The sequence below is a fragment of the Legionella jordanis genome, from assembly GCF_900637635.1.
Lineage (GTDB): Bacteria > Pseudomonadota > Gammaproteobacteria > Legionellales > Legionellaceae > Tatlockia > Tatlockia jordanis.
Map to the genome: position 1 here is coordinate 1,414,963 of NZ_LR134383.1, position 19,818 is coordinate 1,434,780.

Below are 19,818 nucleotides of genomic sequence, written 5' to 3' on the forward strand. Positions count from 1 at the left end.
GATCACTCCTTTGATCCAGGCCTTATTTTTATTATAGTTTGGGTAAAATTTTATCCATCCATCTTGGAAGATACCAATTTAGACTTTGAAGTATTGCCATAGTAGAAGGCACCAGCAATGTCCTTATTAAAAAAGCATCTACGAAAATAGCTACTGCAATTCCTAGGCCAAAAGCTTTAACCATTAATACATCTGCCACAAGAAAAGAACCGCAAATCACTATGACGATTAAGGCTGCACTGGTAATAATTCGACTGCTCCGCTCAATCCCAAAGACAATAGCCTTGTTCGTATCCTGAGTGGTTTCATGAGCTTCTTTGATTCGTGATAAGAGGAAAACTTCATAATCCATTGAAAAACCAAATAATGCGCAGAAAATAATAACCAACAGGCTAATATCAAGGGATCCTTGGGGTTCAAAATGCAGATAGTGTGATAAATATCCTTCCTGGAATACCAAAACCAATGCGCCATAGCAGGCAGAAAGGCTAATTAGGTTCATAAGGATGGCTTTGACCGGCAAGAAAAGAGAGCGTAGTAACAATAGCAATATAAGATAAGTAAAAACCATGATCCAGATTAGGGCGAGTGGTAGACTCTCTGATATTCGTTTTAGGACGTCGTAATTGCTAACGGGCGTGCCTGCGTATGATAATTTGAGGCCGGGCATGTTCAGATTGCGTAAGCTTTCCACCAAGTCTGAATTTTTTTCAGACTCAGGTGCGTATTTGCTGATGACAGTCATTACTGTAAAAGAATGGCCCGTGGTGGTATCCAGTAAAATTTTCACTGCGCCACTTAACATTTTTTTGGGTGCGGAATAGAGCTTATAGTATTGATTTTTATTTAAATCTGCATCTGAAGAGACAATGCCGCGAATTTGATCCACGCCGGGATATTTTTTTAATTGTTGTACCAGGTCGTATAACCTGGAGAGATTTTTTCGCGACAGTACATCTCCCTTTGTTTGCACCAAAATCTGAATGGCTGATAACTCTTTAATGTTAAAACTCTGGGAATAGCTATTAAAAAAGGCTCGGCTTTCGGAATCTTTCGGCAAGATTTTATAATCGGAAACGCCAAATTTTGCAGATAAAAAAGGATAACCCAAAGCTAATAATAAAATTAGGATGGGGAAAAGAAACAATAATGGGTGCCCCACTACCTTTTCCGCTAACCAATGCCATACACGAGAGTGTCGAACTTCATGTTTTCGCGAAAAATGAATGGAAAATAAATTTATCCGTGATTTTAAAACGGCTAAAATCGCTGGCAATACAATCACAGCCGTGAAAACAGCCACTAATACGGCAGACATTCCTCCCATAGCCATTGAGAACAAGATATTTATGGGAAACAAAAACAGGGCGCTTAAACTTACAAGAACCGCTAAGCCGCTAAAAAAGATGGCTTTACCTGCGGTTTCAACAGTTACGGCTATCGCTTCTCTTACGCTTAAACCATTCTCCAACTCTTCACGGAAGCGGTTAATGATGAATAATGAGTAGTCGAGGCTTAAGCAGAGCCCTAAAAGCAGTGCAATATTTAATGTATAAATTGAGAGTGTCCACACCTGACCTAAAAAATACAGCGAGCAAAGAATAATCAAAGCGCATCCGCCGCCAAGAAAGACAGGCAGGAAAGCGGCTATTAAGGAACCAAAAACAAAAAGCATGGTGATGATAGCCACTGGGGTGGCAAAAAAATCTGCACGGTAAAGATCAACCTGAGTTTGCTTATTGACTGCTTTCATAAACAATGGTTGCCCACCCATTTCAACCGTCATATTGGTTGGTTTTCTAATGCTGTTGGTGAATTGATCCAATAATTGAGAATTTAAACTTATAGGACTTTTAACAATCACAACCGCGTAAGCTGTATGCTTGTCTTTGGAGATTTGCTTCTTGTTTTCAGATGGAAAAATAATTTTATTTTCAATTGGAAAATTTTTTAATGGAGATAAAGACCATTTGATTTTTTTAATGAAAAGAGGATTGCTGGCTTTAAGAGTGTCGCTATGGAACATGATGATAAATTTATTTTCATTATTGTAATTTAAATTGTGGTTGATTAATTCCTGAGTCTTGGCGCTTTCGGAATGCTCATCAATAAAGCCGGTTGATTTAAAGGGCGAAATGATATGGGGCAGAAAAGGTAAGCAGGCTAAAAGCATTAAAAGCCATAAACTTATTAGATACCAGCGAAGCGGGTAAATGAGATTTCCAAACTTATAAAATAAGTGTTTTTCCATGTTCCGCCATCCCCTCAAAAATGAAGGGTAATGGTAAGCACATGATTAAATGTTAGGCATAAATAACAATTTTTGCAGCTTTTTAGTTGAAAATACTAAAAAAATTCCTGAAGAAAGAAATAGAGGATGAATAAAACCTCTTCACGGGTTAGCAACCCCTTGGATTATTTGAATCAGTTTTTCAAGAAAAAAATCAGTTTTTTAGGCTGAAAAACAGGAGGTGGCGACCTCTTGGCAGTGGTTACAGGAGCAAAATACAGTATAAAAAAATTTCATTCGGATTATTGTGAAGTGAATACTGGCTCGTTTACAATCAGCTCGAAATTACCTCCCAAGTGACAAACATGAAAACAATTCGCTGTTTCTCTCGGCTTCTACTTTGTGGAATTATGTTGAGCATTAGCTTTGCTTGCCAAGCGGGTTGGGGCCATAACCATTACCATGGCCATGGTTCTTATGGATATGGCCCTGGGGGGTATTATGGATGGGGTTTATATCCTGGTTGGAGTGGGCCTAATGTCATTATTAACATACCGGCACCTGCTCCTGTTTATGTTCCACCCCGCGTTTACATTCCTCCACAATATGTTCCACAATGTGAACCGGTTGAGGTCTGTAATCCGGATGAATGTTGGTTACAACAGGAATGTCGCTAAGCAGGAATATCTTGTCTGAGCCCTAATGAACTGCTGCCTAACCTATTACTCTCCCTGCTAAGATGCAGAGCTTTCGCAGGGAGTTTTTAAATTATTGAGCTATTGCTGTGCTACTTACAGCTTTCAGTCATGCGTTTTTGAATTTCTTCCGGCGAAAGATCTTCAATGTGAGTGGCAATATACCATTTATGACCGAAAGGATCTTCAAGGGAGCCACTGCGATCCCCATAAAATTGGTCGCTGACTTCACGAAGCAATTTTGCCCCATGTTGAACAGCGAGAGCGGCAACAGCATCCACATCTTTTACATACAAGTGAATCCCTACTGGAGAACCGCCATAAGCAGCAGGTGCTTTGGCGTCCATTTCAGGAAATTCATCAGCCAGCATGAATTTTGATTCACCGATGCTTAATTCAGCATGACCTATTTTGTTATTTGGGGCTGGCATGCGCATTACTTCCTTGGCACCAAAGACTGTTTTATAAAATTCGATGGCTTTGGCTGCGTCGTCAACAATTAAATAAGGGGTAATCGTCGAATAACCTTCTTGCATGTAAGAATCTGCCTTTGTCATGTTTGCTCCTTTAATGCTTAACCACGTTGAATTATTAATTGGTTTGGGGTTCAGGTGAAGCTTTTGAACGTTTAAATATCTTCAACAGCAGGGCGCTTCCTGATAAACCTAATGCGGAGAGTAACATAGGCAATGCCGCTCCAACCTGGGCTATTAATCCTGTAAAAATGGAGGTAAGTCCAAAGCAAAGGGCCATGATAGAGCCAGTTACTCCCATCACCCAACCTTGTTCGTTTTCGCTAACCTGATTGGAGAAAATGGTTAATAACATTGAATAAGCCACTGACAAAGTAATGCCGATACAGAAAGTAGCAACCCAAGCCACCCATTGTACAGGGACTAATAAGGTTAATAAAACAGATATGGATGTTGCTAAGAGACCCACAATAACTGTTAAATCATAATCAAATCGTTTGCTGCAATAATCAACAACGTAACCGCAACCAATGCTGAAACCCAATCCCATGACTGCCAAAAAGAAAGAATTTCCCAAGGCTGAATACTGGTACATCTGAAAGAGGTAAAGCGAAATGAAAGAAAAATAGTTGGACCAACCAAAGATCATCACTAATAAAACCAACGAGTAACGCTCAATGCCTGGGTGTTTGAAAGCAGAGATAAAGATATTAACGGCATGGTGCCACCTGATTTCGATTTTCTCATGAGCCTTAATGAAGGTTTCAGCGAAGCAAAAATAAAGCAGCAAAGCATTAATTAAAGCCAGAATGGCAGCAAAATATAACGGCGTTTGATAAGCAAACCAACTAACAATTCGATGATCCGATAACAGGCCGCCGAAAATTGGACCAAATACAAAGCCTAACGATACTGCGAGAAGGATTAAACCAATATTTCTCGCCTTGTGTTCTTCACTGCTGACATCAACAATCGCTGCCTGCGCAATGGGTTGGCTTCCAGAAGTAAAACCAGCAATGATGCGTCCTAAAAGCAGCAACCAAAAATTATGGGCTACGATGGCCAGCGCTGATAAGAGATAGCCAAGCAAGGCGCCGATTAGGCAAATCATCAAAGATTTTTTTCTGCCAACATTATCAGATAAATCTCCTAAAATGGCAGCACCAAAAAACCAGCAAATCATAAAAATGCCAATGGTCAAACCATAATAAAAATCACGCATGCCCATACTGAGATCAGTAGGTAAAAAGCCAGAGGAGGGTTCTACAAGGATGGTGTTTAAGATCGGAAACAATAAACCTAATCCCATGCCATCAATAAATAGCACCAGAAAAAGCGGAAGAATTGATTTTAAAGAATTATTTTGAGGCATGATAAATCGAAACCAGGAAAAAAAATTGAACGATGATTGCATATTCAGCAAACACCGTCAATTTTAATTCAAATCAATCAGAGGCAGAGAAGCTATTCAGCAGAGGCCAATTGCGCGGAACTGCTCAACAAGTATTTGATAGTTCGGTTTAGAACCAAGCAGACAAATGTGGAGGCTAACAGTATCAGAAATAAATAGCTAAACGTATGACTATAATGGGCTTTCAGTTGCAAGATAGTCACTTCTTCTGGCTTGATAGCCGTCAAGGTTGCCAATTTTCCTGACAAAAAGGCACCAATCCCCAAAGAGACAAAGAAAATTCCCATCATGGTGCTGACCTTTTTACGGCTTGCAAGCACGGTGATGGCAGAAAGACCAACGGGTGAGAGGAGCAATTCAGCAATAGAAATAAGCAAGTAGGCCGGAATAAAATAAAGTGGGGACAACAAGCTTGTCCCATGGCTACTATGGCAAACCAGCGTTATAAGAGTGTATGCAAGTGTCATAAAAAGCATGGAAAGCATGAATTTGTTTCCGGTTTTGATGCCGCTGTGAACCGAGTCGATAACAGGTCTTCTTCGTGAGATGAAATAGCCAAAAATAATCATGCCAATACTTTGAATGCTGACGTAATAAGGTGGAGGGAACAGGATGCCAAACAATTTTGGTTCAACCACCCTGGAAATGAATAAAGTCAGCGAGAGAAACATTTGAAAGTAAAAAGCCCAGAACATTACAGAGATAACGCATAAAAGACCAATAACCAGTGTTTGTCTGGCTTGTTGAGGGGTTTCTCTCTTGATGACATCAATTAAATAAATTAAACATAACAAGATCACCCCTGCGAAAGCTACATCCGCCAAGGATGGGTAATGCAGTAAGAAAAAACTGGCCGACCACAAGCCGAACGTCATGAGTAAGGCTTTAATGCCCTTAGTGACGGTAAGCTCAGAGGGATGGTAGTCGCTAATTCGATACAGCTTGACCCCGAAGGCAAAGACAGCAAAAGCAATGATCATGCCGCATGCTGCACTGGCAAAGGCCAAAGACCAGCCAAAATAATAATTAAGCTGACTTGGCAAGGTTGTACCTAAAATTATGCCAGTGGTAATACCCATATAAAAGATTGTGAAACCACTCTCCCGTGCAGGGGAATTATCAGGATACTGATTACCGAGTAAGGAAGAAATGTTGGGTTTTAGAAGGCCTGTTCCAACTGCTATCCCGGCAAGGGAGGCTGCCAATGAGTCATCCGTATGAAACAAAAACAACGATAAATAGCTAAAGAATAAAACGACGGCCCCAGTTAAGATGGCTTTCTTTTGACCAAGAAGGTGGTCGGCGAGCCAACCCCCAACAACAGGTGAAAGATAAGTTAGAGCGGTAAACGTGCCAACCAACGTATAGACTTTTGCATCCTGCCATTTAAATTCAAAAGCTAAGTAGAGGGCTAAAAGGGTTTGAACAACATAGAATCCATATCTTTCCCACATCTCTGTAGCAAAAAAAGTTGCTAAAGAACGAGGTTGTTTTATTTGCTGATTAGACACAATACTCTAACACTTGAAAAACGTTTTCAAAGTTTATCATGGTGACTTTTATTTTGACAGTGTTGTTTTGCGAATGAAGCATTCACGCCAAGAAAGCAGTCGTGTATGATAGCCTGCAACATCCTGGGACGGAGTAAATATGTTGGAAAATAAGAAAAAATCACCTGTGAAAGCCAAAACAGGGACTAGCTTAGATGCTAAAAACTGGCTTACAGAAGCTCCCTTACGAATGCTGTGTAACAATTTGGATCCTCAAGTTGCCGAAAATCCTGAGGAACTGGTTGTTTATGGCGGGCTTGGCCGTGCTGCCCGGAACTGGGATTCGTTTCATAAAATTGTCGATGTACTGAAAAAGCTGAATAACGATCAAACTTTACTAATTCAATCCGGAAAACCGGTTGGCGTATTTCCCACCCATGAAGATGCTCCTCGTGTGCTTATTGCGAATTCAAACCTGGTACCTCACTGGGCAAACTGGGATCATTTTAATGAGTTGGATAAAAAAGGCCTCATGATGTATGGGCAAATGACGGCTGGAAGCTGGATCTACATCGGATCTCAGGGGATCGTGCAGGGAACTTATGAAACATTTATCGCTTGCGGTAAAACGCATTATGAAGGGAATTTGTCAGGAAAATGGGTTCTCACAGCTGGGCTAGGAGGTATGGGGGGCGCTCAACCTTTAGCCGCTACGATGGCTGGTGCCAGTATTCTTGCGATCGAGTGTGACGAATCGCGCCTGGAAAAACGAGTTCAGACTCGCTATCTCGATAAATGGACGAGGGATTTGAATGAAGCATTGGCGTGGATTGAAGAGTCTTGCATGCAACGCAAGCCTTTATCGGTAGGCCTATTAGGAAATGCAGCTCAAATTTACCCGGAATTACTGCAAAGGCAAATTAAGCCATCTATTGTAACGGATCAAACCAGTGCTCATGACCCATTAAATGGCTATTTGCCTCTCGGTTGGACCTTGGAAGAGGCGGCGGAAATGCGCATTAAAGCGCCGCAAAAAGTCATTGCTGCGGCCAAAGAATCCATGGCTCAGCAAGTAAAGGCCATGTTGGCATTTAAAGATTTGGGAATTCCAGTGTTTGATTATGGCAACAACATTAGGCAAATGGCTTATGAGCAGGGTGTCGCTTCCGCATTCACCATTCCAGGATTTGTCCTGAACTACATTCGGCCCTTATTTTGCCAAGGGATAGGCCCATTCCGATGGGTGGCCTTGTCGGGAGATCCTGAAGATATTTATGCCACTGACCGCAAGGTGAAAGAGCTGATGCCCAATGAACCTCATCTGCATCGCTGGTTGGATTTAGCGCAAGAAAAGATTGCCTTTCAGGGCTTGCCAGCGAGAATTTGTTGGGTTGGTCTAAAAGATCGTGCTCGTTTAGGCCTTGCCTTCAATGAAATGGTAAAAAATAAAGAAGTCAAAGCGCCTATTGTTATCGGTCGAGATCATTTGGACTCTGGTTCAGTGGCCAGCCCAAACCGGGAAACGGAGGGAATGCTTGATGGCAGCGATGCGATATCGGATTGGCCGTTACTAAATGCCTTATTAAATTGCGCAAGTGGTGCAACCTGGGTCAGCATCCATCATGGAGGAGGTGTAGGTCTAGGATTTTCCCAACATGCCGGCATGGTGATTGTGGCTGATGGCAGCGATAAGGCGGCGCAAAGATTGCAGCGGGTGCTACACAATGATCCAGCAACGGGAGTTATGCGTCATGCGGACGCGGGTTATGAGCTAGCAAAACAATGTGCAAGGGACAACAATTTATGGCTGCCAATGGAATCTATTGGAGAACCGAAATGACCGATGTTTTTCAGCTCGTTCCTGGCCAACTTAGCCTTAACACGATTAAATCAGTTCTTGCCCATAACCAGGACATTTCTATTGATGAACAATTTTTTCCTGCCATTGATGCATCCTGCGAAGTAGTCAATAAAATCATTCGCGAAAAACGAACGGTTTATGGGATTAATACAGGTTTTGGTTCTTTAGCCAAACAATCCATCAGCATTGAAAACCTGATTCAATTACAGCGTAATATTGTCCTTTCCCATGCCTGTGGAACGGGCGAGTTACTCACAGACAGGCAGGTCGCGCTTATTATGCTGCTTAAGATAAATAACTTGGCTCAGGGTTATTCAGGGGTTAGAAGAGAGCTAATTGAGGCTTTATGCAATTTGTATAATCGAAGGGTATATCCTTGCATACCAGGGAAAGGGTCGGTTGGTGCATCAGGTGATTTGGCTCCATTAGCTCACCTGGCATTGCCTTTATTGGGGGAAGGCCAGGTCCGTTTCCAGGGAGAATTGATTCAGGCCAGTGAAGGTTTGGCCATGGCCGGTTTATCGCCCCTTGAATTAGCAGCTAAAGAAGGGCTGGCTTTGCTAAATGGTTTGCAAGTCTCGACCGCTCTTAGTATTGAAGCCTTCTTTAAATGTGAATTATTGTTTGAAACGGCTATCATTGCGGGAAGTCTCTCTGTTGATGCTGCAAGCGGTAGCGATGTGCCTTTTGATGATCGAATTCACCTGGCAAGAGGTTATCAGTCTCAGCGGGAGGTGGCTGCCATGTACCGCGAACTCTTGGCCGGTAGTGCGATTCGAGAATCGCATCGGGATTGCTCAAGAGTTCAGGATCCATACTCCTTAAGATGTCAGCCTCAAATTATGGGTGCAGTCTGGCACCAAATGAAATTTGTTAGAGACACGCTTCAAATTGAAGCCAATGCCATTTCTGATAATCCTCTAATTTTTGTGGAAGAAGAGGAAATTTTATCTGGGGGTAATTTCCATGGCGAAATGATAGCCATGGCTTGTGATAATTTGGCTTTGGCAATAGCAGAAATAGGGGCTAATGCCGAACGTCGAATTGCCCTGCTTATTGACAGTAACTTTAGTGGTTTGCCAGCATTTTTAGTCAAAGAAAGCGGCTTGAACTCCGGATTTATGATTGCTCATGTAACAGCAGCAGCCTGTGCCAGTGACAACAAGGCCTTGGCTCATCCCCACTCGGTAGATAGTTTGCCCACCTCTGCAAATCAGGAGGACCATGTGTCAATGGCCACGAATGCTGCTCGAAGGTTAGAGGCGATGATTGATAATACTGCCACTATATTAGCGATTGAGCTTTTAGCGGCTTGCCAGGGGCTTGAATTCCACAAACCTCTGACCACATCAAAAATCTTACAGCAGTCCTATGATAAAGTCAGGACTCATGTAAAACCCTACGATAAAGATCGCTATTTTGCGCCTGATATTGCCAGCATAAAAGAATTGATCTTAAAAGGAGAGTTTCGTCGTCATTAACTGAAAATCAATGCCCTAAAGGATTAAATCATGGAATTACCTCAACACTTTCAAACGTTGAAGGAGCGCCATCTTAAAGAACCATATGCTTCTTTAAGCCAACGCCGAGAAAATTTATTGCTCCTTAAGAAGATTCTTCAGGAGAATGCAGAAGCATTGGCCGAACAGTTGAGTTATGATTTTTCTCATCGCAGTCGTTTTGAAACTCTACTTCTTGAGCTTTTTCCAGCCATCAATACCATAAATTATTGTATAAAAAATCTAAAAAAATGGGCTAAACCCCGTAAACGTCATGTTTCCTGGTTGTTTAAGCCAGCGTCAGCTTATCTGCTGCCGCAGCCATTGGGCGTAGTAGGCATTGTCGTACCGTGGAACTATCCTCTGCTGTTGGCCATTGGTCCACTCGCCTATGCTTTGGCAGCAGGCAATAGGGTCATGATTAAAATGTCTGAATTAACAGCCGCTGTGGGTGGATTTTTTGAGCAGCTCATTCAAAACTCAAGACTTGCTGAAACGATACAAATCGTCAATGGAGATATTGAAATCGCCAAATCGTTTAGCCAATTGCCTTTTGGTCATTTACTGTTTACTGGTTCGCCGAAAGTAGGGTCGCAAGTGATGAAAGCCGCAGCTGAACATCTTACCCCTGTTACGTTGGAGTTAGGGGGGAAATCACCTGTTTTTATTTCGAATACCCTAAAGCCGCAGTTTTTAAAACGCCTTTTCATGGCTAAAGTCGCCAATGCGGGACAAACCTGCATAGCTCCCGATTTTTTACTTATTCCAAAGAATCGGGAGCAACTGATTGAGGATGAATTCAGGCAATTCATTGATGAGCATTATCCAAACCTAATAGATAATCAGGATTATTCAAGCATCATTTCAACCGAGCACAAGCAAAGGTTAGAAAATATCCTTAAAGATGCTGAAATGAAAGGTGCTCGAATTGTTACAATAGGGAATGGCGTTAAAAATGGCAGAAAATTACCAATCCATTTAATTTTTAATGCCAGTTTAGCAATGAAAGTGATGCAGGAGGAAATATTTGGGCCGATTTTGCCTGTACTCTGCTACCAATCCCTTAATGATGCTTTAGAGCAAATTAATGCTTTTGCAAATCCGCTTGTTCTTTATTACTACGGCTCTGATCAACAAGAAATCGAGCAGTTGAGCATGAGAACTTTATCCGGTGCGTTATGCATCAATGATAGCCTAACCTATATTGGAATTGATGATCTGCCTTTCGGAGGCGTGGGGCAAAGTGGAATGGGTTATTATCACGCTCAGGAAGGCTTTGATGTGTTTTCCAAATTAAAAGCGGTTTTTGTGCAAAAACGGTTTAATATGGTTCCCTGGTTTTATCCTCCCTATGGGTGGTTAACTACGTTTTTGCTAACCAAAATTTCTGGACTTCATCTTAAGGAGAAGAAATGACGAAAGTGCTATTTATAACGGGCGGTAGCCGCGGCATAGGACGAGCTATTGCGCATCGTTTTGCCAAGGAAGGTGCAAAAATAGCGATTGCAGCCAAAACCGATAAACCTCATCCAACTCTTGAGGGAACCATACACAGTGTGGCTAAGGAAATCGAGGAGCTAGGGGGAGAGGCTTTGCCATTAGTTGTAGATGTGCGCTATGACGATCAAGTTCAACAAGCCATGGCACAAACGGTGCAAGCCTTTGGCCAATTGGATATTTTAATTAATAATGCCAGTGCAATTAGTTTAACCGACACCGTTTCAACACCTATGAAACGTTATGATTTAATGCAATCTGTGAATACGAGGGCTAGTTTTCTGTGCGCTCAAACTGCAATTCCCTATCTTAAGCGTTCTAGTAATCCTCACATTTTGACTCTTTCCCCACCTCTAAATATGAACGCCAAATGGTTCGCATCCCATTTGGCATATACCCTCAGTAAATACGGCATGAGTATGTGTACGCTCGGATTATCTGAGGAGCTAAAACCACATGGAATTGCAGCCAACTCTCTCTGGCCAAGGACCACCATTGCCACTGATGCCATCCGGGTGAATTTTCCAGAGGCCATTTATAAGGCCAGCCGTAAACCGGAAATCATGGCCGATGCTGCGTACTGGATACTCACCCAACCCGCCAAAACAGTAACCGGATATTTTTTCATTGATGAAGAGGTATTAACAAAAGCTGGTGTTCAGGATTTTTCTGTGTATGCTATCGATCCTAACGTTAAGCCTTTTCCAGATTTATTTTTATGAGGATTGAAATTTATACGGATGGTGCCTGTAAAGGCAATCCCGGTGTAGGAGGATGGGGGGTTTTGCTCCGCTACAATGGCCATGAAAAAACCTTAATGGGAGCTGAGGCACTTACTACCAACAATCGTATGGAATTAACTGCAGCCATTAAAGCCCTTGAAGCTTTAAAAAGAAGCTGTGAAATCGATTTGTATACCGACTCTCAATACTTGCGGCTCGGTATCACCACCTGGATTGCCCAATGGAAAAAGAATGGCTGGCGAAATTCTAAAAGGGAGCCTGTTAAAAATGCTGATCTCTGGCAACAGCTGGATACTTTAACGACCAAACACAAGATTCATTGGCATTGGGTAAAAGGGCATTCAGGTCATCCAGAAAATGAAAGGGCGGATAGTCTGGCCAATGAAGCCATTATTGAGCTCTTAAAATCAATGGCTTAATGGCTGGTGAAAGAATGCCAGTAACCCAGTCAAGAGTTAGCCTTCTCACCATGATCGTTCTTATTTCAGATTAATTTCATTTGAACAATAAGTGAACCCGAAATATTATTAAATAAACAAGGTGGTGTAGAGTATGAACATCGTCGATGCGCTTATTTTTGTCTCAAGAGATATTTCGGAAGCCATTTGGTACTGTCGACGCAGAAGATTTATAAAAGAGGTGGCGCCGTTAATAATATTCTGGTCCGATCGGTTTTTTCTAAATTGGCAAAACCTACAAGAGCTCGGAAAAGAGAGGCATCTGCTACTTAAGGAATCGGATTTAGAAAGATACAGACACTATTTCTACAAGAAACAATTTCAGAAACTCCAACCAAGCATGGAGGATTTAACCGCTCCTCTCACCATCAAAGTTCACAAGAAAATTAAAGGCACCTGGTTGTTTTTATACACTGATGCCAAAGGCATCGTGCATGATTTTTATTTTAGCAATACAAAGAATTTTGAAGCCCCAAGAGCCTTTTTCAACCATTCTTTAGCTTCAAATGGATTACCTCAACTGGTCAATTTGCAAATAGCAAACAATAAAAGGCTTGCAGAAAAACTTAATGTTAAATCCCATTTAGATGACATGGATTTCATTTAATAAATCCATCGATTTATTCTTGATGCATAACAGATTGCCAAGTCAAAATTCACATCGTTAAATCACTTTCCTCATTTAAGTTTCTGTAAGGATAAGATAAAATCCCTCCTGCTTTATTTTCGAGACTTCTGCAATGCGCCAAATTGTTCTAGATACCGAAACAACGGGTATTGGCCACGAGCTTGGTCATAGAATAATTGAGATTGGTTGTGTGGAAATGATTGACCGCAAGCTTACTGGAAAGCATTTTCACATCTATCTCAATCCCGAACGCGAAGTGGATGAAGGTGCTTTCCGTGTCCATGGCATCAGTAATGAATTCCTTCAGGATAAGCCTTTATTCAAAGATGTTGTTCATGACTTTATAACCTTTATCCAACACTCTGAACTGATTATCCACAATGCCGCTTTTGATGTTGGTTTTCTAAATGCGGAATTACAATTAATTGGCTGGCCTAAACGCATAGACGATTACTGCAATGTTTGTGATACTTTGATTCTTGCTCGAGAAAAACATCCGGGCCAACGCAATAGCTTGGATGCCCTTTGTAAACGCTATGAAATAGATAACTCAAACCGTACCCTTCATGGCGCTTTGCTGGACGCTGAAATTTTAGCTTCAGTTTACCTGGCCATGACAGGCGGCCAAACCACTCTTTTTGATGATGAAATTGAGCTCATTACAAATGCGGTTCTGGCTGTTCCAGAGCGTCGAGAAAGCTTATCCAGCCGCTCCCCAATTCTGCCTGCGAACGAAGAGGAACTTGCAAAACATAATGACTTCATTGAATTTTTAATTAAAAAATCCGGTATAAACTTATGGACTAAGGATGAGGAGGAAATTGTTTAATTTTTAATCTATATTAAAGGCAGGGTGGTCATTTTAGGAAGAGTCATGGAAGAAAAAAAACCTCGCCAACTCGGGATTGCTATTCTTGTCTTTGCTTTCCCATTTCTTTTTCTCAACTTACCTGCTAAAGCCTTAGCCTATAGCCATGGGCCTTATCTAACCCTGGCTTCCAATACTTTTATTTTCAGTCCGCGAACGAGAACTTGGAAAGCTGTTCAAAATGGTAAAGTCATTCGTAGTGGGAAGGCATCGGGAGGCAGTCATTACTGCAAGGATATTCGTCGCTCATGCCGAACCCCATCCGGAGTTTATCGCATTTGGAGCAAGGGCGGGGCAGGCTGCGTTTCATCACGATACCCGCTTCCTCATGGTGGTGCCAAAATGCCGTACTGCATGTTTTTCAGTAAATATTACGCCATCCATGGCTCATACGAAGTACCAAATTATAATGCAAGCCATGGCTGCATAAGGGTTTTGCCAAGTGATGCTTTATGGTTAAGTAGAAACTTCATAAAAATTGGCACTAAAGTAGTAGTACAACCTTATTAAGGTTGTCTATTCGTCATCCTCAATGCTGAAAGAAGACCCACATCCACAAGTGGTTTTAGCATTGGGGTTGCGGATAACAAATTGTTCCCCCTGAATATTTTGAACGTAATCAATCTCTGCTTCGTTGAGATATTGATAACTCATCGAATCCACCAGGAGTTTTACTGAGGAGCGGCCATCAGAGCAAGTTTGCTGAATCACCTGATCATCCTCATTGATTTGAGTATCAAAAGTAAAACCATATTGAAATCCTGAGCAGCCTCCTCCAGTCACAAAGACTCGAAGGTTTAAGTCAGGATTGCCTTCCTCTGCAATCAAGGAAGCGACTTTGTCCGCGGCACTGACGGAAAAATATATGCCAGATGAGGTGGGGCATGCATTGGTTGCTGTCATTTTAAACTCCACGACTAAATTCTAATTTTAGCTTAATCCCAGATTAGGAGGAAAGCTCCGAATAGAGTAATTGTACTACATCAGCGAATAATTTGTTCGATAGTAGCCCCACCCAGACATTGATTTTTTTCATAAAATACAATGTATTGTCCGGGTGTGATAGCACGCTGCAAGTGCGAAAACATAACGTAATGCTGTTTACCACTGGCAGGCGAGATTACGCAAGGTTGTTCTATTTGCCGATAACGTGTTTTTGCATAACATGTAAGCGGCAATTGGTCTTTGTAATCAACCAGCCAATGTATAGGGCCACAAACCAAACCCTGGGCATATAATAAAGGGTGATCACTCCCCTGAGCCACAATAAGTGTGTTGCTTTCAATGTCTTTATCAACCACATACCAGGGTTCATCATTACCGGATTGTCGACCACCAATACCTAATCCCTGTCTTTGGCCTAAGGTGTAAAACATTAAACCCTCATGTCTTCCCAGAAATTCACCCAAACTACTTTTAATGTCTCCAGGTTTTGCCAAAAGAAATTCCTTCAAGAATGTCTTGAAACGTTTTTCCCCAATAAAGCAAATTCCGGTAGAGTCCTTTTTGGCATGGGTTACTAAGCCCAGCTGTTTTGCGAAATCTCTAACCTCAGCTTTAAGATAATCACCAATAGGAAACAAGGTCCTTGCCAGGGCACTAGGTTCCACTGCATGCAGAAAATAGGTTTGATCTTTTTCTCGATCTTTTGACTTAAGTAATTGACTAGTGCCATTACTGGTTCGAACTTTTGCATAATGGCCTGTAGCAATGTAGTCAGCGCCTAATTTTAATGCATGATTTAAAAAAGCATTGAATTTAATTTCTTTATTGCATAAAACATCTGGGTTGGGGGTTCTTCCATTTTCATATTCATTTAAAAAATGGGCAAATACGCGATCCCAATATTCTTTTGAAAAATTCACGCTATGCAGAGGAATGCGTAACTGATTACATACAGCTTGTGCATCAGCCAAGTCTTGAGCTGCCGCGCAATAACCCTCACGATCATCTTCTTCCCAATTCTTCATGAACAAGCCTTCTACTTCATATCCTTGTTCACGCAATAACCAGGCAGCAACGGACGAATCAACGCCACCAGACATTCCCACAATAACTTTGGCTTTCATAGGCAAATGAATAAAAAAAAATCAAATTCTACGCTATAATAAGGTATTTTTAAAATCCTCGCTCCATTAAAATTATGCGAATGGGAGTCATTTAAGGATTTCGCATCCAATCTTGCGTTATCACTGAGGTTTAATTCATGTATTATATAGCATTAATATTAGATTTATGGAGTTACCTTTGTGGTAAACCATATTCTAATAGTTGTATAAGGATTGGTCATGTTAGTTAATCTGAAAAATTTAGCCGCGCAGAATGAGGAAACCTCCGTTAACCTGGAATTAGAAGAAAGGCTCCCTCCGCAACTTTTGGGCCCTTGCCAGATAACCTGTCATTTCTCAGTGCAGCGTGTAGACAATTATTATGTACTGGATTTGTCAGTTAAGTCTAATCTGACGAGTGTTTGTCAACGATGTTTAAAAGAATTTAGTTATCCCTATGACAATCAGACCAGGTTGGCAATTGTTGATTCGGAAGCAATGGCCGATAGACTAATGGAACAGTATGAATGTGTTGTTTCTGATGGTTACCAGGTTAATTTAAAAGAATTAGTAACTGATGAATTACATCTTTATGCTCCACAAATGCATGATAAAATCAGTGATTGCGACAGTGAAATGAAGCATTTTATTGTCGGTGAGCATTAGAATAAGTACTATTTAAGCAAGTAGTACTTGGATTAACGTTAAAAAATGGGTAATATTCCGCCCCAATGAATGCAAATTGTTTAGGAGTGATACAATGGCTGTACAACAAAATAAAAAATCACGTTCACGTCGTGATATGCGTCGTTCGCACGATGGCTTAACACCACCTGCACTATCTGTGGATCCAGTAACTGGTGAAAAACATCTTCGTCATCATATGACGAAAGACGGCTACTACCGTGGTAGAAAAGTATTAGATACTGGTAACGCTTACGAACAAGAGTAATCGCTTGAAACCTATTACCATTGCAATTGATGCGATGGGCGGGGATCATGGTCTAAAAGTTGTGATTCCTGCTTGTGTTCGTGCTGCTCGACACAATCCTGACTTAAAATTGATATTGGTTGGCGATCAAGGTCAGGTTAATGCGCATCTAAAAAAATCAGGCGTGAATAACAACCATCAGTTCACAATTGTTCATGCCTCAGAAATTGTGGCTATGGATGAACTGCCGTCTCATGCTATGCGCAACAAAAAAGATTCTTCCATGCGTGTGGCCATCAATTTGGTGAAAGAGGGTCGTGCCCAGGCTTGTGTGAGCGCAGGAAACACCGGCGCTCTTATGGCTACAGCTCGATTTGTGCTTAAAACGCTGCCAGGTATTGATAGGCCTGCTATTATCGCAGAGCTACCTACAATGCAGGGAAGAACACGCGTTATTGATTTAGGCGCTAATGTTGATTCTTGCGCTGAGCATCTCTTCCAATTTGCTGTAATGGGATCGGCATTGATTCAAGCTGTTGATCAAAAAAATAATCCTAAAATTGGCCTGTTGAATATTGGCGTGGAAGAAATCAAAGGCAATGATCAAGTCAAACGAACCGCGCACATGTTGGCCGAATGCCATCTTATGAATTACATTGGCTATGTAGAAGGTGATCAATTTTATTCAGGCCAAGTAGATTTGGTTGTTTGCGATGGTTTTGTCGGTAACGTTGCTTTAAAAGCTAGCGAAGGTTTGGCAAAACTAATGATTTCGGTCTTAAAAGAATCCTTTTCTCGCAATATTTTTACCAAGCTCGTAGGTTTGCTTGCGATGCCTGCTCTTGGCCATCTTAAAAAGCACATGGATCCTGCACGATACAACGGTGCCAGCCTTTTGGGTTTAAATGGCATTGTGGTCAAAAGTCACGGTGGAGCAAATGAACTAGGCTTCCAACACGCCATTGAAGAGGCGGTATTGCAAGTAAAAAATAATGTGGTCGATTTAGTGCGCGATCAAATTACGGATTTTTTAAATCAAGGTTTATTGCTATGAAAAATGCCATTATCAATGGAACAGGCAGTTATTTACCTGAGCGCTCAGTTAGTAATCAGGAGCTGGAATCTCAACTTGATACAACGCATGAATGGATTTATTCAAGAACAGGAATTAGTAGTCGTCATATTGCATCAGAGCATGAAACGACTTCTTTCATGGCTTCAAAAGCTGCCATAAATGCATTGGCTTCATCCGATATTAATGCTGACGATTTAGATCTAATCCTTGTTGCCAGTTGTACGCCAAACCACTTTTTTCCAAGCATGGCTTGTCATGTCCAAGATGCTTTGAAAATAAGCAAACCGATTCCTGCCTTTGACATTGGGGCTGCTTGCAGCGGTTTTGTCTATGCTCTGGATGTGGCAAGACAATACATCGCAAGTGGTACTGCCAAACACGTCATGGTGGTCGGAAGCGAAAGTATGTCTCGGGCACTTGACTGGAGTGATCGCTCAACTTGCGTTTTATTCGGTGATGGTGCAGGAGCTGTGGTTTTAAGCGCCAGCGACAGGCCAGGCATTCTAGGCAGCACCCTTCATGCTTCGCATGATTTCGATGGTTTATTAACCTATCCTAATTTCTCCTCCCTGGACAACGCTGCATACATTGGCATGCGCGGCAATGAAGTATTTAAAATTGCTGTAAACATCATGGGTGATGTTGTTGATGAAATTTTGCAAACTTGCCATTTGCAAAAATCAGACATCAACTGGTTAATTCCTCATCAAGCGAACATTCGCATAATTCAAGGCATAGCTAAAAAACTTAATTTACCTATGTCACAAGTCATTGTAACTATCGAAAACCAAGGCAACACTTCGGCGGCTTCCATTCCACTTGCTCTTGATTATTCCATTCGTGAAAACCGCATCCAGCGAGGGGATTTGCTTTTGCTGGAGTCGTTTGGCGGAGGAATGACTTGGGGTGCCATGGCTATTCGTTACTAAACTGACAGGACCGGAGCATTTAATTAATTATGACTAATTTTGCTTTTGTTTTCCCAGGCCAAGGTTCCCAGAATATTGGCATGCTGTCTGAGCTTGCTGAACAGTATCCAATTATTCAGGAGAGTTTTGCACAAGTTTCCAACCGTCTGGGTTATGATGTTTGGCAATTGACCCAAGAAGGTCCAGAAGAAAAGTTAAATCAAACAGAAATTACTCAGGTAGTCATGTTGACCGCCGATGTGGCTGTGTTTAAATTGCTGCAAAAAAACACATCAGTAAAACCTCAAATGATGGCTGGCCATAGTTTAGGTGAATATGCGGCCTTAGTCTGTGCTGGTGCAATTGAGTTAGCAGATGCCGCTCACCTTGTGGCCCGTCGCGGTCAACTCATGCAAAAACACGTTCCACTTGGGCAAGGGGCTATGGCTGCCATTGTCGGTCTTAGTGACGAACAAGTTAAAAGCTTATGTCAACAGGCCAGTAATTCAGAATTTCAAGTTATGCCGGCTAATTACAATGCCATCGGTCAAGTTGTTATTGCTGGGCATACGGTTGCTGTTGAAGAGGCTATAAAATTGGCTGAGGACATGGGGGCTCGTTTGGCCAAAATTATCCCAGTAAGTGTGCCTTGCCATTGCCCTTTACTGGAAAAAGCCGCTGCAGCTTTTGAAGAAGACCTGGCTAAGGCTAATTTTCAAAAACCTGAATACGACGTCATTTCAAATGTGAATTTAAGTGTCTATCAATCTCCTCAAGAAATCCGCGCTCTACTTAAGGAGCAACTCTATCGGCCAGTTCGATGGGTTGAAACCATTCAACTTATGAAGCAAAAAGGCATTGACCACGTGATTGAATGCGGACCAGGTAAAGTGCTAAGTGGTCTTGTAAAACGCATTGATAAAAATTTATCGGCAATGAGCGTGAATGACGTTTCGAGCTTTCAACAAGCTGTAACGCAGTTGATTTAAATTGATTATATTTG

Annotated in this window: 20 protein-coding genes; 14 read left to right on the forward strand and 6 right to left on the reverse strand. The window is 41.7% G+C overall.

Features of this window, described 5'->3' with window-relative positions:
- Positions 1-31: 31 nt before the first annotated feature.
- The gene (locus tag EL203_RS06330) at positions 32-2,251 is read right to left on the reverse strand and encodes an MMPL family transporter (protein ID WP_058469969.1); all 2,220 of its coding nucleotides are present in this window, start codon (positions 2,249-2,251) and stop codon (positions 32-34) included.
- 344 nt (positions 2,252-2,595) lie between these two features.
- Here EL203_RS06330 and EL203_RS06335 point away from each other — a divergent pair, with 344 nt between their 5' ends.
- Positions 2,596-2,907, forward strand: a complete 312-nt coding sequence (locus tag EL203_RS06335) for a hypothetical protein (protein WP_126320100.1) — start codon at positions 2,596-2,598, stop codon at positions 2,905-2,907.
- Between the two features lie 110 nt (positions 2,908-3,017).
- On the opposite strand, the gene EL203_RS06340 is transcribed toward EL203_RS06335, so the two are convergent.
- From EL203_RS06340 to EL203_RS06350, 3 genes are all read right to left on the reverse strand, one after another.
- Positions 3,018-3,482 (reverse strand): VOC family protein, encoded by a 465-nt coding sequence (locus EL203_RS06340; protein ID WP_058469967.1) that lies wholly within the window; start codon positions 3,480-3,482, stop codon positions 3,018-3,020.
- 34 nt (positions 3,483-3,516) lie between these two features.
- Entirely contained in the window at positions 3,517-4,770 is a 1,254-nt protein-coding gene (locus tag EL203_RS06345) for an MFS transporter (protein ID WP_058472143.1), read from the reverse strand.
- A gap of 92 nt (positions 4,771-4,862) precedes the next feature.
- Positions 4,863-6,320, reverse strand: coding sequence for a peptide MFS transporter (locus EL203_RS06350; protein WP_082647123.1), 1,458 nt, complete (start codon positions 6,318-6,320; stop codon positions 4,863-4,865).
- Positions 6,321-6,459: 139 nt separating this feature from the next.
- Between EL203_RS06350 and hutU the strand changes: the two genes are divergently transcribed.
- From hutU to EL203_RS06390, 8 genes are all read left to right on the forward strand, one after another.
- Positions 6,460-8,139, forward strand: a complete 1,680-nt coding sequence (hutU, locus tag EL203_RS06355) for a urocanate hydratase (protein WP_058469966.1) — start codon at positions 6,460-6,462, stop codon at positions 8,137-8,139.
- A complete protein-coding gene (gene hutH, locus EL203_RS06360; RefSeq protein WP_058469965.1) occupies positions 8,136-9,641 on the forward strand; it encodes a histidine ammonia-lyase in 1,506 nt (501 codons plus the stop codon). The genes hutU and hutH overlap by 4 nt, the downstream gene beginning before the upstream one ends.
- Before the next feature lie 30 nt (positions 9,642-9,671).
- Complete coding sequence (locus EL203_RS06365) at positions 9,672-11,075, forward strand: coniferyl aldehyde dehydrogenase (RefSeq protein WP_058469964.1); 1,404 nt, start codon at positions 9,672-9,674, stop codon at positions 11,073-11,075.
- Positions 11,072-11,878, forward strand: coding sequence for an SDR family oxidoreductase (locus EL203_RS06370; protein WP_058469963.1), 807 nt, complete (start codon positions 11,072-11,074; stop codon positions 11,876-11,878). The genes EL203_RS06365 and EL203_RS06370 overlap by 4 nt, the downstream gene beginning before the upstream one ends.
- Positions 11,875-12,318 (forward strand): ribonuclease HI, encoded by a 444-nt coding sequence (gene rnhA / locus EL203_RS06375; protein ID WP_058469962.1) that lies wholly within the window; start codon positions 11,875-11,877, stop codon positions 12,316-12,318. Before EL203_RS06370 ends, rnhA begins: the two co-directional genes overlap by 4 nt.
- A gap of 133 nt (positions 12,319-12,451) precedes the next feature.
- Positions 12,452-12,964 (forward strand): IS6 family transposase, encoded by a 513-nt coding sequence (locus EL203_RS06380; RefSeq protein WP_058469961.1) that lies wholly within the window; start codon positions 12,452-12,454, stop codon positions 12,962-12,964.
- Between the two features lie 133 nt (positions 12,965-13,097).
- Positions 13,098-13,814, forward strand: coding sequence for a DNA polymerase III subunit epsilon (gene dnaQ, locus EL203_RS06385; protein ID WP_058469960.1), 717 nt, complete (start codon positions 13,098-13,100; stop codon positions 13,812-13,814).
- 45 nt (positions 13,815-13,859) lie between these two features.
- Complete coding sequence (locus EL203_RS06390) at positions 13,860-14,363, forward strand: L,D-transpeptidase (protein WP_058469959.1); 504 nt, start codon at positions 13,860-13,862, stop codon at positions 14,361-14,363.
- A 6-nt stretch (positions 14,364-14,369) separates the two neighbouring features.
- On the opposite strand, the gene erpA is transcribed toward EL203_RS06390, so the two are convergent.
- Both erpA and mnmA read right to left on the reverse strand, forming a co-directional pair.
- Complete coding sequence (gene erpA / locus EL203_RS06395) at positions 14,370-14,756, reverse strand: iron-sulfur cluster insertion protein ErpA (protein ID WP_058469958.1); 387 nt, start codon at positions 14,754-14,756, stop codon at positions 14,370-14,372.
- Positions 14,757-14,836: 80 nt separating this feature from the next.
- On the reverse strand, positions 14,837-15,922 hold the full coding sequence (mnmA, locus tag EL203_RS06400; RefSeq protein WP_058469957.1) for a tRNA 2-thiouridine(34) synthase MnmA: 1,086 nt from the start codon (positions 15,920-15,922) through the stop codon (positions 14,837-14,839).
- A gap of 219 nt (positions 15,923-16,141) precedes the next feature.
- Here mnmA and EL203_RS06405 point away from each other — a divergent pair, with 219 nt between their 5' ends.
- The 5 genes from EL203_RS06405 (at position 16,142) to fabD (ending at position 19,804) form a co-directional block, all read left to right on the forward strand.
- Positions 16,142-16,567 carry a YceD family protein gene (locus EL203_RS06405; protein WP_058469956.1) on the forward strand — a complete coding sequence of 142 codons (426 nt, stop codon included), beginning with the start codon at positions 16,142-16,144 and terminating at the stop codon, positions 16,565-16,567.
- 94 nt (positions 16,568-16,661) lie between these two features.
- Entirely contained in the window at positions 16,662-16,853 is a 192-nt protein-coding gene (rpmF, locus tag EL203_RS06410) for a 50S ribosomal protein L32 (RefSeq protein ID WP_058469955.1), read from the forward strand.
- Positions 16,854-16,857: 4 nt separating this feature from the next.
- On the forward strand, positions 16,858-17,886 hold the full coding sequence (gene plsX / locus EL203_RS06415; protein ID WP_058469954.1) for a phosphate acyltransferase PlsX: 1,029 nt from the start codon (positions 16,858-16,860) through the stop codon (positions 17,884-17,886).
- Positions 17,883-18,836 (forward strand): beta-ketoacyl-ACP synthase III, encoded by a 954-nt coding sequence (locus EL203_RS06420; protein ID WP_058469953.1) that lies wholly within the window; start codon positions 17,883-17,885, stop codon positions 18,834-18,836. Before plsX ends, EL203_RS06420 begins: the two co-directional genes overlap by 4 nt.
- Positions 18,837-18,865: 29 nt before the next feature.
- Entirely contained in the window at positions 18,866-19,804 is a 939-nt protein-coding gene (gene fabD / locus EL203_RS06425; RefSeq protein ID WP_058469952.1) for an ACP S-malonyltransferase, read from the forward strand.
- Positions 19,805-19,818 lie beyond the last annotated feature (14 nt).

Coding starts and splice junctions, on each gene's coding strand:
- EL203_RS06330 (WP_058469969.1), bottom strand. CDS start 2,251: ATGGAAAAACACTTATTTTATAAGTTTGGAAATCTCATTTACCCGCTT.
- EL203_RS06335 (WP_126320100.1), top strand. CDS start 2,596: ATGAAAACAATTCGCTGTTTCTCTCGGCTTCTACTTTGTGGAATTATG.
- EL203_RS06340 (WP_058469967.1), bottom strand. CDS start 3,482: ATGACAAAGGCAGATTCTTACATGCAAGAAGGTTATTCGACGATTACC.
- EL203_RS06345 (WP_058472143.1), bottom strand. CDS start 4,770: ATGCCTCAAAATAATTCTTTAAAATCAATTCTTCCGCTTTTTCTGGTG.
- hutU (WP_058469966.1), top strand. CDS start 6,460: ATGTTGGAAAATAAGAAAAAATCACCTGTGAAAGCCAAAACAGGGACT.
- hutH (WP_058469965.1), top strand. CDS start 8,136: ATGACCGATGTTTTTCAGCTCGTTCCTGGCCAACTTAGCCTTAACACG.
- EL203_RS06365 (WP_058469964.1), top strand. CDS start 9,672: ATGGAATTACCTCAACACTTTCAAACGTTGAAGGAGCGCCATCTTAAA.
- EL203_RS06370 (WP_058469963.1), top strand. CDS start 11,072: ATGACGAAAGTGCTATTTATAACGGGCGGTAGCCGCGGCATAGGACGA.
- rnhA (WP_058469962.1), top strand. CDS start 11,875: ATGAGGATTGAAATTTATACGGATGGTGCCTGTAAAGGCAATCCCGGT.
- EL203_RS06380 (WP_058469961.1), top strand. CDS start 12,452: ATGAACATCGTCGATGCGCTTATTTTTGTCTCAAGAGATATTTCGGAA.
- dnaQ (WP_058469960.1), top strand. CDS start 13,098: ATGCGCCAAATTGTTCTAGATACCGAAACAACGGGTATTGGCCACGAG.
- EL203_RS06390 (WP_058469959.1), top strand. CDS start 13,860: ATGGAAGAAAAAAAACCTCGCCAACTCGGGATTGCTATTCTTGTCTTT.
- erpA (WP_058469958.1), bottom strand. CDS start 14,756: ATGACAGCAACCAATGCATGCCCCACCTCATCTGGCATATATTTTTCC.
- mnmA (WP_058469957.1), bottom strand. CDS start 15,922: ATGAAAGCCAAAGTTATTGTGGGAATGTCTGGTGGCGTTGATTCGTCC.
- EL203_RS06405 (WP_058469956.1), top strand. CDS start 16,142: ATGTTAGTTAATCTGAAAAATTTAGCCGCGCAGAATGAGGAAACCTCC.
- rpmF (WP_058469955.1), top strand. CDS start 16,662: ATGGCTGTACAACAAAATAAAAAATCACGTTCACGTCGTGATATGCGT.
- EL203_RS06420 (WP_058469953.1), top strand. CDS start 17,883: ATGAAAAATGCCATTATCAATGGAACAGGCAGTTATTTACCTGAGCGC.
- fabD (WP_058469952.1), top strand. CDS start 18,866: ATGACTAATTTTGCTTTTGTTTTCCCAGGCCAAGGTTCCCAGAATATT.